This is a genomic window from Streptomyces sp. NPDC059582, from assembly GCF_042735715.1.
Lineage (GTDB): Bacteria > Actinomycetota > Actinomycetes > Streptomycetales > Streptomycetaceae > Streptomyces.
The window spans coordinates 51,732-66,679 of the sequence record NZ_JBHWCC010000037.1; the positions used below are offsets into that span (position 1 = coordinate 51,732).

Below are 14,948 nucleotides of genomic sequence, written 5' to 3' on the forward strand. Positions count from 1 at the left end.
TGCGCCGTACTGCGGGAACGCTGTTCGGCGAGTCGGACGACGGGGGCATGGAAATTCTTGATCGCGCACTTTCGGGATTTCGTTCGGCGGGATCTGTACACGACCCCGGGAATTTCGAAGAGTGGGTGTTATGCATGCTTACCCGACCCGGCCCAGGAATTCTCTGCGCATCGTGGTCTCCAGCGTCTCGTCCGATGCGCACATGTGGAATCTGGTCTATCTGCAACTGCTGCTCGAGGAGGCCGGACACGAGGTCACCAACCTCGGGGTGTGCCCGCCGGACACCACCGTCCTGGACGCCTGCCGCGGCGCCGACCGGCCCGACCTGCTGGTCCTCAGCACCGTCAACGGCCACGGCCACCTCGACGGCCTGCGGCTGATCCGCGCCCTGCGCGACGACCCCGGACTCACCACGCTGCCGGTCGTCATCGGCGGCAAGCTCGGGGTGCGCGGCGCGGACGACGGCCACTTCGGACAGCGCCTGCTGGACGCCGGCTTCGACGCGGTTTTCGACGACTCCGAGGCACCGGCCGCCCGCACGCTCGCCGAGTTCGGCGCGTTCCTGGACCACCTCGCCGGTGCGGCGCCGCGCGCGCTCGCCGGGAACACGGCCGGGGCGCACTGATGCCCCGGTTCGCCGACTTCGTCCACGGGGCGGCCACGGCGGGGCGGCTCGTCGTCCAGCCGCGCATGGGCTTCGGCGAACTCGACCGGATGCGCGCCGGCCTGACCGCCGTGCGTGACTGCCGGGCCACGTCGATCGGCACGGTCACCCTGGACAGCTACACCCGTGTCGGCGACTACGCCTCCGCGCGCCGGGCCGTGCGCGACGGCGCCGAGCTCAACGGCTTCCCGCTGGAGGCGTACGGCGTGGACACGGTACGCGGCCTGCTGCGCGGGGTGTCCTCGGACGGCTTCCCGGTCCAGGTCCGGCACGGCTCCCCGCTGCCCCTGGAGCTGTTCCGGATCATGGTGGAAGCGGGCGTGGACGCCACCGAGGGCGGCCCGGTCTCGTACTGCCTGCCCTACGGCCGGGTCCCGCTGCCCGAGGCCGCAGACAACTGGGCCCGCTGCAGCGAACTCGCCGCCGCCGCCGCGGAGCCGATGCACCTGGAGACGTTCGGCGGCTGCATGCTCGGCCAGTTGTGCCCGCCGTCCCTGCTGGTGGCGCTCAGCGTCCTGGAGGGGAGGTTCTTCCGGGAGCACGGACTGCGCTCGGTGTCCCTGAGCTACGCCCAGCAGGTCCACCTCGGCCAGGACCTGGAGGCCCTGGCCGCCCTGCGTGAGCTGGCCGCCGAGCACCTCTCCGGCATCGACTGGCACGTCACCCTCTACACCTACATGGGTGTCTTCCCGCGCACCCCCATCGGCTCCTACCGCCTCCTGGAGGACAGCGTCCGCCTCGCCGTGCACAGCCGCACCGAGCGACTCATCGTCAAGACGCCCGCCGAGGCCCGCCGCATCCCCACGATCGACGAGAACGCGGAGGCCCTGGAGTTCGCCGACGCGATCGCCGGCCGGGCGCACGCCGACTGCGTGGCCGCCCACTGCCCGCCGGCCGCCGAGACCGGCCTGCTGCACGAGGCCAGGACGCTCGTGGAGGCCACCCTCGAACTCGGCCGCACCGTCGGCGCCGCCCTGGTGACCGCGTTCGCCCGCGGTGTCCTCGACGTCCCGTACTGTCTGCACCGCGACAACGCGGGCGAGGCCCGCGCGGTGATCGACGACCGGGGCATGCTCAGCTGGTCCCGGGCCGGCGGCATGCCCGTCCGGGTCCCCGCCACCGACCGCACCCCGCCGCTGACCGCCCGACGCCTGACCACGATGCTGGCGTTCAACGAACGCCGCTACGACCGCGAACACCTCGCCGGTTCCCTGCTGAGGAGCGCGGCGTGAGGGGCGGTCCGGAACGCGACGCGCCCGGCGCCACGGACGGGGACGCCGAGCGCGGCACCAGGCCCCGGCGCCGCCCCGCCACCCCCGCCCGGTCCACCGCACGCACACCGGAACCCCGCACCGACACCCTCACCGCGATCCGGGCCCGAGGTGCCCTTCGGGTGCTGGTCTCGCAAGGGCAGCCCGGCCTCTCGCTCCTGACCGGGGACGGCCGGTGGACCGGGCTGGACGCCGATGTGGCGCGGGCGGTCGCCGCCGCCGTGCTCGGGGACCCCGAGGCCGTCGAGTGGCGGCCGGCCGGGTCCGCCGAGCGGCTGAGCCGGCTCGCCGCGGGGCAGGCCGACCTGACGGTGTGCAACGTCAGCTGGACCATGGGCCGGGAGGCCGCGCACGGACTGCTCTTCGCCGGAGTCACCTGCTACGACGGAGAGGGGTTCCTGGTGCGCGCCGACTCCGGCGTCCAGGACCCGGCCGCGCTCGCCGGCCGACGCCTCGCCGTGCACGCCGGCGCCACCACGGCCGACAACCTGGCCGCCTGGTACGGGCCGCGCGGACTGGCCGTGCGGCCCGTCGCCTTCGACCAGCCCCGTCAGGCGCTGCGCGCGTACGCCACCGGGGACTGCGCCGCCTACGTCCTCGACAAGGTCGCCCTCGCCGGTGCCCGGCGCACCCTGCCCGACCCGGAGGCGCACCGGATCCTGCCGGCCGCGATCTCCCGCGAACCGATGGCCGCCGTGGTCCGCGACGACGACCCGCGCTGGTTCCGCGTCTGCCGCTGGGTGCTCCAACTGCTGGTCGCCGCCGAGTACGAGCCGCCGGGCGTCGCCCGCCGCGCGGGCCGGCACGGCCCCGCCGCCGGGCTCGACGAGCGGTGGGCCGCCCGCGTCCTCGACGCCGTCGGCGACTACGCCGACCTGTACGAGCGCAACCTCGGCCGCACCTCAGGACTCGACGTGCCCCGCGGCCCGAACGAGCTGTGGACCAGAGGCGGACTCCACTACGCCGTGCCCCTGCACTGACCCGCCGAGAGCGCAGCCGAGCGAACAGAGACGAGGTATCGCCCGTGAGCAGCACCCCCACCACCCGGCCGACCGCACCGCAGACCAGAGGAGCCCTCGAACTCACCGCCGCCATGGCACTGTCCGGCACCCTCGGCGTCTTCGTCGTGGAGTCCGGGCAGCCCAGCTTCAACGTCGTCTTCTTCCGCTGTGTCTTCGGCGCGCTCGCCCTCGCCGCCTACTGCGCGATCCGCGGCCTGTTCCACGACCACCACTTCACCCGCCGCACCTTCGGGCTCGCCGTGCTCGGCGGCGTGTGCATCGTCTTCAACTGGGTGCTGCTGTTCAGCGCGTACGGCAAGACGTCGATCTCGGTGGCCACGGTCGTCTACCACACCCAGCCGTTCTACGTCGTCATCCTCGGCCTGCTGCTGTTCAAGGAGCGGCTCGACCGCCACCAGGCCGCCTGGATCGGGATCGCGTTCGTCGGCGTGCTGCTGGTGGCCGATCTCACCGCGGCCGAGGGGCCGAGGGGCGACGCGTACCTGCTCGGCGTCGGCCAGGCCCTGCTGGCCGCGCTGCTGTACGCCTTCGCCACCGTCATCGCCAAGCACCTCAAGAGCGTGCGGCCCGAACTCACCGCCCTCACCCAGGCGTCCGTCGGCATCCCGCTGCTGCTGCCATTCACCGCGCTGGGCAGGACGGCCGGGCTCGGCGCGGACTGGGGCTGGCTGGTCGGCCTCGGCGTGATCCACACCTGTCTGATGTACATCCTGCTGTACGCCTCGTACCAGAAACTGCCCACCGCGAAGATCGCGGTGCTGTCCTTCGTCTACCCGGCCGTGGCCATCCTCGTCGACTTCGTCGTCTACGGCCATCACATCACGCCGCTCCAGGCCCTGGGCGTTCCGCTGATCGCGGTCGCGGGCCTCGGCGTGAACCTGGGCTGGCACCTGCTGCCCGCCCCGCGGCGGCGCGCGCGCGTGGACGACGCGCCGCCCGCCGCCCTGACCCCGACCGCCAACATTCTCGAGGACCCCCGATGACCCAGGTCAGTGATCCCAAGGCCGCACGGATCGCCATCGTCGGCGCCACGGGCGCCGTCGGCCACACCCTCATGGAACTCGTCGAGACCCGCGGCCTGCGTCACCGCGGCATCCGCCTCGCCGCGTCCGAGCGCTCCGCGGGCCGCCGTATCGACGTCGACGGCGGCACGAGCACCGTGGAGGACCTGGCGGAGTTCGACTTCTCCGAGGTGGACCTCGCGTTCTTCTCCGCCGGAACCTCCGTCAGCGAGAAGTGGGCTCCCAAGGCCGCCGCGCAGGGCGCGCTGGTCATCGACAACACCAACGCCTTCCGCATGGACCCGGACAGCCCGCTGATCGTGCCCCAGGTCAACGCCGACGTGCTGCTCGGCGGGCGGCCGGCCAGCGGCATCATCGCCAACCCCAACTGCTCCACCATCCCGCTGGTGCGGCTGCTCCAGACGGTGGAGCGGCGCTGGGGCATCCGGCAGGTCGTCGTCAGCACCTACCAGGCGGCCTCCGGACAGGGCCGGCACGGCATCGAGGAACTCCAGGAGGGCAGCGCGCTCGCGCTGCGCGACCCGGACGCCGAACTGCCCTCGGAGCGCTTCAAGCCGGCGCTCGCCTTCAACGTCGTCCCGTTCATCGACCGGCTGCTGGAGAGCGGGTTCACCCTGGAGGAGCAGAAGATGCTCCAGGAGTCCCGCAAGATCCTCGGCCTGCCGCACCTCGACGTCACCACCACCTGTGTACGGGTGCCGGTGGTCAACTCCCACTCCGAAGCGGTGTGGGTGGAGGCGGCGGCCCCCGTGGACCGCGCCGAACTGATCACCCGGCTCGCCGCGCTGCCCGAGGTCACCGTGCACGACCAGGACGCCCCGGGGGGCTTCCCGACCCCGCTGACCGCGGGCGACCCCGACCACGTGCACGTCGGCCGGGTGCGGGTGGCCCCGCACAACCCGCGGGGCTTCTGGCTCTGGCTGGTCGCCGACAACCTGCGCATCGGGGCCGCCCTGAACGCCGTACAGATCGCCGAGTACGTCCTGGAGCGGGGGTTGCTGTGAACGAGGCTGCCATCCTGAAGTTCGGCGGCTCCACCTTCCGAACGCACGCCGCGTACGACGACCTCGCGGCCGGACTCGACGCCCGGCTGGAGCGCGAGGGGCGCCGACTGGCCGTGATCGTCAGTGCCATGCAGGGCGAGACCGAGCAGATGCGCGGCCGGCTGCACGAGGTGAACACGCACCCCGAGGACGCCACGTCCGCCGGCATGCTCGCCACCGCAGACCTGATCAGCGCCCACCTGTTGGCCACCGCCCTGCACCGCAGGGGACGCAGCGCGACCGTGCTGGCCGGCCACCAGATCGGCCTGATCACCAACTCGTCCTTCCTGTGGGCGCGGGTCATCGAGACCGACCCCGGGCCGCTGGACCGCACCCTCCAGGAGTACGAGGTGGTCGTGGTCCCCGGCGGCCAGGCGGTGGACGCCCAGGGACGGCCCACCTGGCTGGGCAAGAACAGCTCCGACCTGTCCGCGATCGCCGTCGCCCGCGCGGCCGGCGGCGGCGCCTGCGAGATCCACTCCGACGTCGACGGCATCTACACCTCCGACCCGCACCTGGTCAGGGGAGCGCGACTGCTGCCGAACGTGTCGTACAACATGGCCGCCCTGATGTCCCTGTACGGCGCCAAGGTGCTGCACCGCCGGGCCGTGCAACTCGCCCTGCGGCACGGCATCGAGATCGTCTGCCGCTACAACCGCGCCCCGTTCTCCCAGGGCACCACGATCAGCCGGGAGGGCGCCCAGATGGCCGCCGTCGTGTTCAACCAGCGCTCGGTGGTGCTCGGTTACGACACCGAGGACGCCGCCGACTTCGCGCACGGCGTGTTCCACGCGGCCGGCATCGACACCGTCCGGCTCACCGAGAAGCCGTGGGTGGCCGTTGTGGGCGGCTATGTCGACCTGGAGACCCTTCAGCGCCGCCAGAACCTCAAACCGGGCGCCTACGTGGGGGTGCCGGTGGCCGAGATCCGCGGCTCCAAGGTCACCACCCACATCGCCGAGAGCGGCGAGGACGCCCTGCACCTCGCCCAGCGCCTGCACGACACGCTCGACCTGCCGATCGCGGGCCCCGTCCCGCAGCCGTCCCTCGCGGGAGTGTGACGCCTGTGACCTTCGCCGACCTCGAACTGCCCGACCCGGTCAGGAACGCCCTCGGCGCCCTGCTGCGCCGGCTGCCCGACCCGACGCACGACGTCGACCTGGCACTGACCCGATACCACCAGGCCTTCTCCGTCCTGCCCACCGAAGTCCTCCAGCAGATCATCGACTTCGGCCGGCACAACGACGCCCCGGGCCTGATGCACGTGCGGAACCTGCCGTGCGACGAGGACCTCCCGCCGACCCCCGCCGACGGCGGACCCGCGGCCGGCCGGAGCACCTTCGTCGCCGAGGGCGTGCTGCTGGGGCTGACCGGACTGCTCGGCGAACCGATCGGCGTGCTCACCGAGAAGGCCGGCCGACTCGTCCACGACGTGGTCCCGGTGCCGGAGGGAGCCCACGCGCAGACCAACCAGGGCTCCGCCGTCTTCCTCAACTTCCACAGCGACATCACCTACGACACCATCGGCCGCTACGACCTGGCCAACCCCGACTTCCTGGTCCTCAACTGCCTGCGCGGCGCCCCCGACGGCGACGCCGTGACCTACTACGCGGACGCCCGCGCCCTCTGCCGAGCGCTGCCCGAAACGGTGGTCGAGACGCTGCGCAGCCCCCTGTACCGGCTCAACGCGCCCGGCAGCTACACCCGGGACGTGGCCCAGGGGGAGGAGGTGCTGTCCGAGCCGGTACCGCTCGTCAGCGGCGCGGACCGTTTCCCCGAGATCGCGGTCTCGGCCAACGGCGTGCGCGCCCTCACCAGAGGTGCGCAGACCGCCCTCGACGCGTTCCAGGAGAGCTGCCTCGGCGTCGCCGACGCGGTGACGCTGCGGCCGGGACAGGCTCTGCTGATCAACAACCGCAAGGGCGTGCACGCCCGTTCCACGTTCCGCGCGGCCTACGACGGCCGGGACCGCTGGCTGCAGCGCACCTACATCCGCCGTAACCTGTGGAACGTGCGGTACCGGGCCACGCCCGAGGACCGCCGGGTGCACTACTGAGTTCCCGACATCTCGCGCCCGACATGACGTTCTCAATTCGGCGCGCGGGAAACATGAGTTCGCTCCGGAGTCGGTGCCCTACGCTGGAAAGGCGATGAGTACGACAAGTGGACGGGCACCGAACCGGATCGATAAGAGGGCGTGGGGTGGGGAGTTGACGGACGGGATTCCTCTTCTGGGCGACCTTGCGGTGACGGCCTATGAAATGGCCTTACGCAAAGGCCACTTCGAGGACGAGGAGATCGCCGCCGGACTCGGCGCGGAAATCGGCCGGGTCGCGGAGGCCCGCAAGGCTTTGCAGGAACTGCGTCTGCTGAGCCCGACCGCGCCCGGCCGGCCCGTCGTCCCGCTCGATCCGGAGGTCGCGGAGGCCGAGCTGGTGACGCCGCTGGAAGTGGCGATCGCCCGGCGCCGTCGCGAGATCGTCCGGATCCACCAGGAGCTGCGCTCCCTCGCCGTCAACTACCGTTCGCGGCACAGCGGTCCCGCCGGTGACGTGCCCATCACCGTCCTCGACGACTTCGAGGAGGTGCGCCGTGAGATCGACCGCGCCCGCTACGGCTGCACCGAGGAGCGGATGAGCCTCCAGCCCGGCGGCGGGCGCCCGCCGGAGCTGCTGGAGGCCGACCGGGAACACACCCTGGAGCTGCTGCGCCGGGGTGTCCGGGTACGCACCCTCTACCAGCACACGGCCCGCACCAGCCTCGCCACCCGCACCTACGTGCAGGAGATCAGCCGGCAGGGCGCCCAGGTGCGGACCGCCGAGGAGCTCTCCGAGCGCCTCATCATCTACGACCGCAAGGTCGCCTTCATCCCCAAGGAGCGCACCGGCAGCGAGCCGCCCGGGGCCGCGGTCATCACCGAGCCCACGGTCGTCGGCTATCTCTGCCGGTCCTTCGAGGCGGTGTGGCAGATCGGCCGTGCCTTCGAGGTCGACCACCAGGCCGCCGAGTACCAGCACCTCGCCGAGGAGGTGCGGCTGTCCATCATCCGCCTCATGGCCCTCGGGCTGAAGGACGAGGTCATCGCCCGCCGTCTCGGCATGGCGACCCGGACCTGCCGCCGGCACATCTCCGCGATCATGGAGGAAATGGGTGCCGTCAGCCGTTTTCAGGCAGGCCTGATGATTGGCCGTCAGGGACACGTTTTCGGTGCGGAATTGGCCCCCGAGGCCACTGCGGATGGCAGCTAAAGGACGCCCCTGACCGCAATGTGACATCACCGGAGCATGGTGCTCGTGGCCGTGCCGGTGATTTCCTGGAGAGAGAATTCCAGCCGGTGTCGGCCCATGCAGGGAGAAGACCATGGATATCAGGCAGCTGGCGGCGTTCCACAAGGTGGCCACGCTGCTGAGCTTCTCGAAGGCGGCCACCGAGCTGAAGTACGCGCAATCCAGCGTCACAAGCCAGATAAAGGGGCTTGAGATGTCGCTCGGAGTGGACCTCTTCGACCGTCTCGGTGGCCGTATCCAGCTGACGGAGGCGGGCCAGCGGCTGCTTCCCTACGCCGAACAGATGCTCACCCTGGCCGGGGAGGCGCGAGGTGCCACCGTCGGCACCGGAGAGCCCGCGGGGGTGCTGACCGTCGGTTCGATGGAGTCCATCACCTCGTATCGGATGCCTCCGTTGCTGGAGTTCTTCCACCACCGCTATCCGGCGCTGCACATCGTGCTGCGGCCCAGTCTGTGCGCCGAGACCTGCCACGCGCTGCGGCAGGGCATGTTCGACATGGGCTTCCTGATGGAGGCCGAGACCCAGCACCCGGGCGTCCAGACGGAGGTGCTCGGCTCCGAGCCGCTCATCGTCGTCGCCGCCCCCGACCACCCCCTCACCAAGCTGCCGAAGGTGACCACCGACGAACTGCGCCGCACCCAGGTCATCTCCGCCGAGGCGGGCTGCGCCTACCGCGAGCTGTTCGAGGCGGAACTCAACGACGGCACCGGAGAGGCGCTGCCGTTCCTGGAGTTCGGCACCATCGAGTCCATCAAGCGCGGGGTTGCCGCCGGGCTCGGCGTCACGCTGTTGCCTGCGGCCTGTGTGCAGGACACCCTGGAGGCCGGCCTCCTCGTGAAGCTGGACTGGGAGATCCCCTTCCAGGTCTTCACCATGCTCGCCTGGCGCCGTGGCAAGAACCTCACCCGCGAGATGCGCGTCTTCGTCGAGCAGTCGATCCGCTTCCTGGCCGAGGAGTACGGGCGCTGACCTCGGTCGTGGGGGCACGGCACGAAGGCCCTCCCATGCGACGGGAGGGCTGCCACCGGGCCCCCCTACTCCTGGGCCACCGGACGCAGTTCGCGCAGCGTGCTGCGCAGCATCCGGACATGGTCGTCGGCCGTGGCGAGGCCGAGGCCCATGGTGTTCAGGCACAGGTGCGTCGCTCCCAGATCACGCCAGCCGGCCACGAAGTCGGGCCATTTGGACTCCGGTACCTCGGAGAGGTCCAGCCGCGCCTCGACGCCGAGCCGCGAGGCGTCCCGGCCGGCCGCCAGCGCGTACGACCGCACCCGCCCCACCATGGCGCGGGCCGTCTCGTCCGGCGGCCGGTGCGGCAGCCAGCCGTCACCGATCTCCCCGGCCCGGCGCAGCACGGGCTCCGCGTTGCCGCCGAACCACACCGGGATCGTGCCGCGCACCGGCCGGGGCAGGATCCCGGCGTTGTCCACCCGGTCCCAGCGCCCCTCGAAGGTGACGGTGGGCCGCTCCCACAGCGCCCGCAACAGCGCGACCTGCTCGGCGCTGCGGGCGCCGCGGTCGGTGAAGGGCACGCCCAGAGCGTCGTACTCCACCTTGTTCCAGCCCAGCCCCACTCCGAGCCGCATCCGGCCGCCGCTCAGCACGTCGACCTCGGCGGCCTGCTTGGCCACCAGCGCGGTCTGCCGCTGCGGCAGCACCAGGACGCCGGTGGCGAGTTCCAGGGTGCGGGTGGCCGCGGCCAGGAAGCCGAACAGCACGAAGACCTCGTGGAAGAGGTCGTCGTTGGTGAAGCCGTACCAGCCGGGCCGGGTGTCCGTCCCGGCGCCCAGCACATGGTCGAAGGCGACCACGTGCTGGAAGCCGATCTCCTCCACGGCCTGGGCCCAGTCCCGGACCGCGCCGGGGTCGGCGCCGATCTCCAGGTGCGGGAAGACCGCACCCACGCGCATGTTCCTGCGGTGCTCCATCGTCGGGCCGTTATCCGATACCGGCCAGACCCCAGCCGTCGTCCTCCCCGGACGTCGTTCGCCTGTGCAACCCGTCCGTGACGTACACCATGGGAACCTCCTTGTCGGTCTTGTCGGTCGATCCGGCCGTCGGCCCACCCTCCCCACCTGGCCTGTCGTCCCGGGGAGCGGCCCACAGGCCCGTCCCGCACTCCGTCACACCATGGATGACACTGCGTCAAGTGACCGGTCGGATCACAAAACTGACGTAGTACCCGGGGCGAGCTCACAGAGTCGGGGGAGCCCCCCGCCGGGGCGCGCGTTCCCTCCCGCCAGGTCGTTAGCGTCGGCCGGGACCGCGTGTCCGAAGGACCGTGTGCCCACCGTCTCCCCAGCGTTTCCCCCCGGAGTCGCCCATGAGTTCCGCGGAAGACCGTCTCGACGTGATCGAGACCTGCACCAGGATGCTGTGGCTCGTCGACCTTCGACAGTGGGACACCCTCCCGGCCGTGCTCGCCGAGAAGGTGGCGCTCGACTACACCAGCCTCTTCGGCGGTGAGCCGGTCGTCCGCACCCGCGCCCAGGTCATCGCCGACTGGTCCGCCGGGCTCGGGCACCTGCGGGCGACGCAGCACCTGATCGGCAACCAGATCGCCGAGGTGCACGGCGACTCGGCCCGGCTCACCGCCCACTTCCAGGCGATGCACCTGCTGCCCAACCCCTACGGCTCCGCCACGTGGACGCTCGGCGGCCGCTACCGCTTCGACCTGACCCGCACCGGGGCCGGCTGGCGCATCACCGGCGTGGTGATGACGGCGCTGTGGGCGGACGGCAACCAGCAGATCATGACCGCCCCGGACAACGGGGACAGTGACCAGGAGACGACATGAGCGAGCTCACCGAACAGACCCGGGACGTCGCCAAACGGTGGTTCGCCGCCCTGACCGGCGGCGACTTCCCCGCCGCGCTCCAGCTCCTCGCCGACGACGTCGAGTGGATCAACTACCGCGTGGTGCCCGGCTACAACGACGACATGAAGTGGATCGGCACCGTGCACGGCCCCGAGGCCGTGGCCGGCACCGTGCAGGTCTTCGCCGGACAGTGCGACGTGATCTCCGAGGAACTGCTCGACCTCGTCGTCGAGGGCGAGAAGGCCGCGGGAGTCATCCACGAGATCTCGCGGGTCAAGGAGACCGGCGTCGACTTCGAGATCATCTTCACCCACTGGCTGACCGTGCGCGACGGCCGGATCGTCCGCTGGGAGTCCCACACCGACCCCTCGCAGATCATCCGCGCCATCCGCGGCGACGCCCCGCAGGGCGGCGGCTCATGAGCGCCGAACTGATCGCCGCCGTACGCGGCCGCGAGAGCGCCGAGGTGCGGCGGCTGGTCTCCGCAGGCGCCGACCCCGGCACCCGCGAGAGCGCGTCCGGACTCACCGTGCTGATGATCGCCGCCGGCCAGGCCGACCCCGCCACCATCGGTGTGCTGATCGCCGCGGGCGCCGACGTGCACACCGCCGACAGCCGGGCCGGTGCCACCGCCCTGCACAAGGCCTGCCAGGGCGGCGACCTGGACGTGGCCCGCCAACTCGTCGAGGCCGGCGCCTTCGTCGACGCCGTCGCCCCGACCACCGGCCACACCCCGCTGATGGACGCGCTCTGGTACAAGTACCCCGACCTCGTCGAGTACCTGCTCGCCCAGGGCGCCGGGCTCAAGATGCACACCCACTACGGATTCTCGCTCGAAGAGCACTTCGCGTACGAGCTGAACGTCAACACCTTCGGCAAGGACAGGCTGCTGCGCGCCGAGCAGCTCCTGAAGGAGCGCCGCGAGCACGACAGCGAGACCGTCGAGGCCCAGCCGCTGATGGCGGCCGTCTCCGCCGGGGACACCGAGCGGGTCCGCGAGCTCCTCGCCGCCGGCGCCGAGGTCGACGCCCGCCACCCGCGGCTCAACGGGTTCAACGACGCCCACACCCCGCTGCTCGTCGCCTCCCGCGACGGCCACGCCGAGATCGTCCGGCTGCTGCTCGACGCGGGCGCCGACATCAACGCCGTGGAGCCCTGCTTCGGCGCCGTACCGCTGCACAAGGCCGTCTACAACGGCCACGCCGGCATCACCGCCGACCTGGTCGCCCGCGACGGCATCGACCTCGACTTCCAGGGCGCCACCAACGGCTACGCCCCGCTGCACGACGCCCTCTGGCACGGCTACGCCGACTGCGTGACCGCGCTGCTCGACGCCGGCGCCCGCCTCGACCTGGTCGGCCACGACGGCAAGACGCCGCTCGACCTGGCCACCGAGGTGTTCGGCCCGGCCGACCCGATCACCGAACGGATCGCGGCGCCGGCCGCGCCTCGAATCCCGTAGCCGATCCCGGCCGGAAGGAATCCCCATGCTGTTCTACGTCCAGATGCGCTGGAACCACGAGGGACGCATCACCCTCGACGAGCTCTGGGAGGTCGAGCGCGAGGAGGCCGAGCACGCCCAGGAGACGCTCGACTCCGGGTTCGCCGTCGGCCTGTGGAAGGTCGCGGCGCAGAAGCGCGTCATAGGGATCATCGACGCCCCCGACGCCGAGGAGCTCGACCGCACCGCGCTCGGCCGGCTGCCGATGCGCGAGTACCTCGAATTCGAGGAGGTCTGGCCGCTGCGCGACTACCTGGGCTTCGCCGAGGACGTCAAGAAGGCCTACAAGGTCTGATCACCAGACCCACCCGGAGGCAGTCATGATCCACCAGTTGATCTTCGCCCACCCCAGGCCCGGAATGACCGAGAAGGAGTTCCAGGACTACTGGGTCGACGTGCACGCGGTGCAGTACGCCAGCAAGATCCCGCAGATCAGGAAGTACCTCATCGACACCCGGATCCCCTTCGGCCCCGAACCGGACGACCCGCTGTGGAGCGGGATCGCGGAGATCTGGCTCGCCAACGACGAGGAGCAGCTCGCCTCCCTCCAGACCCCGGAGTTCCTCGAGGGCGCCCGGCTCGACGAGCCGAAGTGGGCCGCGTTCTGGCGCAGCGTCGTCCTGGACACCGACGCCCAGGTGCTGCGCGCCGGCGACCACCCGGCACCGGAGGAGGGCGTCAAGCTGGTCGTCCTCGTCAAGCGCACCAACGGCACGACCGTGCCGGAGTTCCGTGAGCGCAGCCTCGGCGAGCACGCCGCACTGGCCCTGGAGATCCCCGGTCTGCGCCGCTACCTCCAGTGCTTCACCCGCGACGGCGCCTACGCGGTCGGCGAGTCGCTCCTGGACGCCGCGTACCTGCTCTCCTTCGACAGCGTCGAAGCGCTCGAAACGGCCGCGGAGTCACCCGAGTTCACCAAGGCCTTCGACGACCTGACCCGATTCGTGGAGCCCCGCTACATCCACCGGATGGCGGTCCGCGAGCACTGGATCATCGGCTCCGAGGACAGCTGAACCAGGCCGGAGACCAGGACCCGCGACACCCACCCGACCGAAGGCGGTGCACGTGACCACACCCAAACAGCCCGAGCGGAGCGGGCCCCGTACCGGTCTCGCCCTGGCGACACTGGGCCTGGGCGCGTTCGTCATCGGCACGGCGGAACTCGTCGTCGTCGGTCTCCTGAACCTGATCGCCGACGACTCCGGCGTCTCCGTGGGCACCGCGGGCCTGCTGGTCACCGCCTACGCGCTCGGCATCTGCTTCGGCGGACCGCTGCTCACGGCGGTGACCATCCGGCTCGGCCGCCATCCGCTGCTGTGCGGGTCGCTCGCCGTGTTCCTCGCCGCCAACACGCTCGCCGCCACCACGACCGGCTTCGGCCTGCTGGTGGTGGCGCGCGTGATCTGCGGCGCCGTGCACGGACTGTTCATCGGGGTGGCGACCGTGTTCGCCGCGCACCTGCTGCCGCCGGGCCGCGAGGGCCGCGCCGTGGCCATGGTGATCGGCGGGGTCGCCGTCTCGACCGTGATCGGCGTGCCCCTGGGCACCCTGGTCGGACAGGCGGCCGGCTGGCAGGCCACCTTCGTCGGCATCGTCGCGCTGACCGCCGTGGCCCTCGTCGCCACCCTGCTGTTCGTCCCGAGGCTCGGCGTCACCGGTCCCGCCGGCCTCGGCCCGCAGGCCCGGTACGCCTTCGCGCCCCGGGTCCTGGCCCAGCTCGGCGTCGGACTGCTGATGATCGGCGGCCAGTTCACCGCGTTCACCTACCTGGGCACGTACCTGGAGGACGTCACCGGCATCTCAGGCGGCACCGTCAGCGTCTTCCTGCTGGTGTACGGCCTGGCCAGCGCTCTCGGCGTGTTCTCCGGCGGCCGGTTCGCCGACCGGGGCGCCGCCCGCACCCTGCTCGCGGCCAATGTCCTGCTCGCCGTCACGCTCCTCGCCCTGCGCTTCGTCGGCGAACACCCGGTACCCACCGCCATCGTCGTCGCCGTGTGGGGCCTGGTCGGTTTCGGCCTCATGCCCTCCTTCCAGCTGCGGGTGATCACCCTGGCCGGACCGGGCGGCGACCTCGCCGCCACCTTCGGCGCCTCGGCCATCAACGCGGGCGTCGCCGTGGGCGCGGCGGTGGGCGGCTGGGCCGTCGCCGGCCACGGCGTGGACTCCGTGGTCGTGGTGGGGCTGACCGGCGTCGCCGTTGCGATCCCCGCGAACTGGGCGGTCGGCCGGCTGCGACCCGTCCCGGCCACCCCGCCCGCCCCCGCGGCGGCCGCCTCCGACACCACGGTGGCCGCCCGACGTTGAACGACCGGCGCCCCG

General features: G+C 71.7%; 16 protein-coding genes. 15 read left to right on the forward strand and 1 reads right to left on the reverse strand.

The features are described from left to right. Window positions 1–130: 130 nt before the first annotated feature. The 9 genes from ACFV0T_RS27790 to ACFV0T_RS27830 all read left to right on the forward strand — a co-directional run bounded on the left by ACFV0T_RS27790 (window position 131) and on the right by ACFV0T_RS27830 (window position 9,279). On the forward strand, window positions 131–625 hold the full coding sequence (locus tag ACFV0T_RS27790) for a cobalamin B12-binding domain-containing protein (protein WP_385784624.1): 495 nt from the start codon (window positions 131–133) through the stop codon (window positions 623–625). Next, window positions 625–1,896, forward strand: a complete 1,272-nt coding sequence (locus ACFV0T_RS27795; protein WP_385784626.1) for a methylaspartate mutase — start codon at window positions 625–627, stop codon at window positions 1,894–1,896. The genes ACFV0T_RS27790 and ACFV0T_RS27795 overlap by 1 nt, the downstream gene beginning before the upstream one ends. Beyond that, window positions 1,893–2,915: a transporter substrate-binding domain-containing protein gene (locus ACFV0T_RS27800; RefSeq protein ID WP_385784629.1), complete on the forward strand. Its 1,023-nt coding sequence runs from the start codon at window positions 1,893–1,895 to the stop codon at window positions 2,913–2,915. Before ACFV0T_RS27795 ends, ACFV0T_RS27800 begins: the two co-directional genes overlap by 4 nt. Before the next feature lie 44 nt (window positions 2,916–2,959). Next, window positions 2,960–3,940 (forward strand): DMT family transporter, encoded by a 981-nt coding sequence (locus ACFV0T_RS27805; protein ID WP_385784632.1) that lies wholly within the window; start codon window positions 2,960–2,962, stop codon window positions 3,938–3,940. Further along, the gene (locus ACFV0T_RS27810; RefSeq protein ID WP_385784635.1) at window positions 3,937–4,983 is read left to right on the forward strand and encodes an aspartate-semialdehyde dehydrogenase; all 1,047 of its coding nucleotides are present in this window, start codon (window positions 3,937–3,939) and stop codon (window positions 4,981–4,983) included. Before ACFV0T_RS27805 ends, ACFV0T_RS27810 begins: the two co-directional genes overlap by 4 nt. Beyond that, window positions 4,980–6,083 carry an aspartate kinase gene (locus ACFV0T_RS27815; protein WP_385784638.1) on the forward strand — a complete coding sequence of 368 codons (1,104 nt, stop codon included), beginning with the start codon at window positions 4,980–4,982 and terminating at the stop codon, window positions 6,081–6,083. The genes ACFV0T_RS27810 and ACFV0T_RS27815 overlap by 4 nt, the downstream gene beginning before the upstream one ends. A 5-nt stretch (window positions 6,084–6,088) precedes the next feature. Then, entirely contained in the window at window positions 6,089–7,078 is a 990-nt protein-coding gene (locus ACFV0T_RS27820; RefSeq protein ID WP_385784641.1) for a TauD/TfdA family dioxygenase, read from the forward strand. Between the two features lie 205 nt (window positions 7,079–7,283). Next, on the forward strand, window positions 7,284–8,270 hold the full coding sequence (locus tag ACFV0T_RS27825; RefSeq protein WP_385784644.1) for a LuxR C-terminal-related transcriptional regulator: 987 nt from the start codon (window positions 7,284–7,286) through the stop codon (window positions 8,268–8,270). 112 nt (window positions 8,271–8,382) lie between these two features. Next, window positions 8,383–9,279, forward strand: a complete 897-nt coding sequence (locus tag ACFV0T_RS27830) for a LysR family transcriptional regulator (protein WP_385784647.1) — start codon at window positions 8,383–8,385, stop codon at window positions 9,277–9,279. A gap of 65 nt (window positions 9,280–9,344) precedes the next feature. Here the strand turns inward: ACFV0T_RS27830 and ACFV0T_RS27835 are convergent, their stop codons facing one another. Further along, window positions 9,345–10,238: an LLM class F420-dependent oxidoreductase gene (locus ACFV0T_RS27835; protein ID WP_385784650.1), complete on the reverse strand. Its 894-nt coding sequence runs from the start codon at window positions 10,236–10,238 to the stop codon at window positions 9,345–9,347. A 395-nt stretch (window positions 10,239–10,633) separates the two neighbouring features. Here ACFV0T_RS27835 and ACFV0T_RS27840 point away from each other — a divergent pair, with 395 nt between their 5' ends. From ACFV0T_RS27840 to ACFV0T_RS27865, 6 genes are read left to right on the forward strand one after another with little or no spacing between them, the layout of a single operon-like run. Further along, window positions 10,634–11,107 (forward strand): nuclear transport factor 2 family protein, encoded by a 474-nt coding sequence (locus ACFV0T_RS27840; RefSeq protein WP_385784653.1) that lies wholly within the window; start codon window positions 10,634–10,636, stop codon window positions 11,105–11,107. Then, on the forward strand, window positions 11,104–11,550 hold the full coding sequence (locus tag ACFV0T_RS27845) for a nuclear transport factor 2 family protein (protein ID WP_385784656.1): 447 nt from the start codon (window positions 11,104–11,106) through the stop codon (window positions 11,548–11,550). The genes ACFV0T_RS27840 and ACFV0T_RS27845 overlap by 4 nt, the downstream gene beginning before the upstream one ends. After that, entirely contained in the window at window positions 11,547–12,590 is a 1,044-nt protein-coding gene (locus ACFV0T_RS27850; protein WP_385784659.1) for an ankyrin repeat domain-containing protein, read from the forward strand. Before ACFV0T_RS27845 ends, ACFV0T_RS27850 begins: the two co-directional genes overlap by 4 nt. Window positions 12,591–12,615: 25 nt before the next feature. Continuing rightward, window positions 12,616–12,924, forward strand: a complete 309-nt coding sequence (locus ACFV0T_RS27855; protein WP_385784662.1) for a muconolactone Delta-isomerase — start codon at window positions 12,616–12,618, stop codon at window positions 12,922–12,924. A 25-nt stretch (window positions 12,925–12,949) separates the two neighbouring features. Next, window positions 12,950–13,642, forward strand: a complete 693-nt coding sequence (locus ACFV0T_RS27860) for an EthD family reductase (RefSeq protein WP_385784665.1) — start codon at window positions 12,950–12,952, stop codon at window positions 13,640–13,642. Between the two features lie 52 nt (window positions 13,643–13,694). Then, on the forward strand, window positions 13,695–14,933 hold the full coding sequence (locus ACFV0T_RS27865) for an MFS transporter (RefSeq protein WP_385784667.1): 1,239 nt from the start codon (window positions 13,695–13,697) through the stop codon (window positions 14,931–14,933). The last annotated feature ends 15 nt before the right edge of the window (window positions 14,934–14,948 follow it).

Coding starts and splice junctions, on each gene's coding strand:
- ACFV0T_RS27850 (WP_385784659.1), top strand. CDS start 11,547: ATGAGCGCCGAACTGATCGCCGCCGTACGCGGCCGCGAGAGCGCCGAG.
- ACFV0T_RS27830 (WP_385784647.1), top strand. CDS start 8,383: ATGGATATCAGGCAGCTGGCGGCGTTCCACAAGGTGGCCACGCTGCTG.
- ACFV0T_RS27810 (WP_385784635.1), top strand. CDS start 3,937: ATGACCCAGGTCAGTGATCCCAAGGCCGCACGGATCGCCATCGTCGGC.
- ACFV0T_RS27855 (WP_385784662.1), top strand. CDS start 12,616: ATGCTGTTCTACGTCCAGATGCGCTGGAACCACGAGGGACGCATCACC.
- ACFV0T_RS27845 (WP_385784656.1), top strand. CDS start 11,104: ATGAGCGAGCTCACCGAACAGACCCGGGACGTCGCCAAACGGTGGTTC.
- ACFV0T_RS27860 (WP_385784665.1), top strand. CDS start 12,950: ATGATCCACCAGTTGATCTTCGCCCACCCCAGGCCCGGAATGACCGAG.
- ACFV0T_RS27825 (WP_385784644.1), top strand. CDS start 7,284: ATGGCCTTACGCAAAGGCCACTTCGAGGACGAGGAGATCGCCGCCGGA.
- ACFV0T_RS27835 (WP_385784650.1), bottom strand. CDS start 10,238: ATGGAGCACCGCAGGAACATGCGCGTGGGTGCGGTCTTCCCGCACCTG.
- ACFV0T_RS27795 (WP_385784626.1), top strand. CDS start 625: ATGCCCCGGTTCGCCGACTTCGTCCACGGGGCGGCCACGGCGGGGCGG.
- ACFV0T_RS27840 (WP_385784653.1), top strand. CDS start 10,634: ATGAGTTCCGCGGAAGACCGTCTCGACGTGATCGAGACCTGCACCAGG.
- ACFV0T_RS27790 (WP_385784624.1), top strand. CDS start 131: ATGCATGCTTACCCGACCCGGCCCAGGAATTCTCTGCGCATCGTGGTC.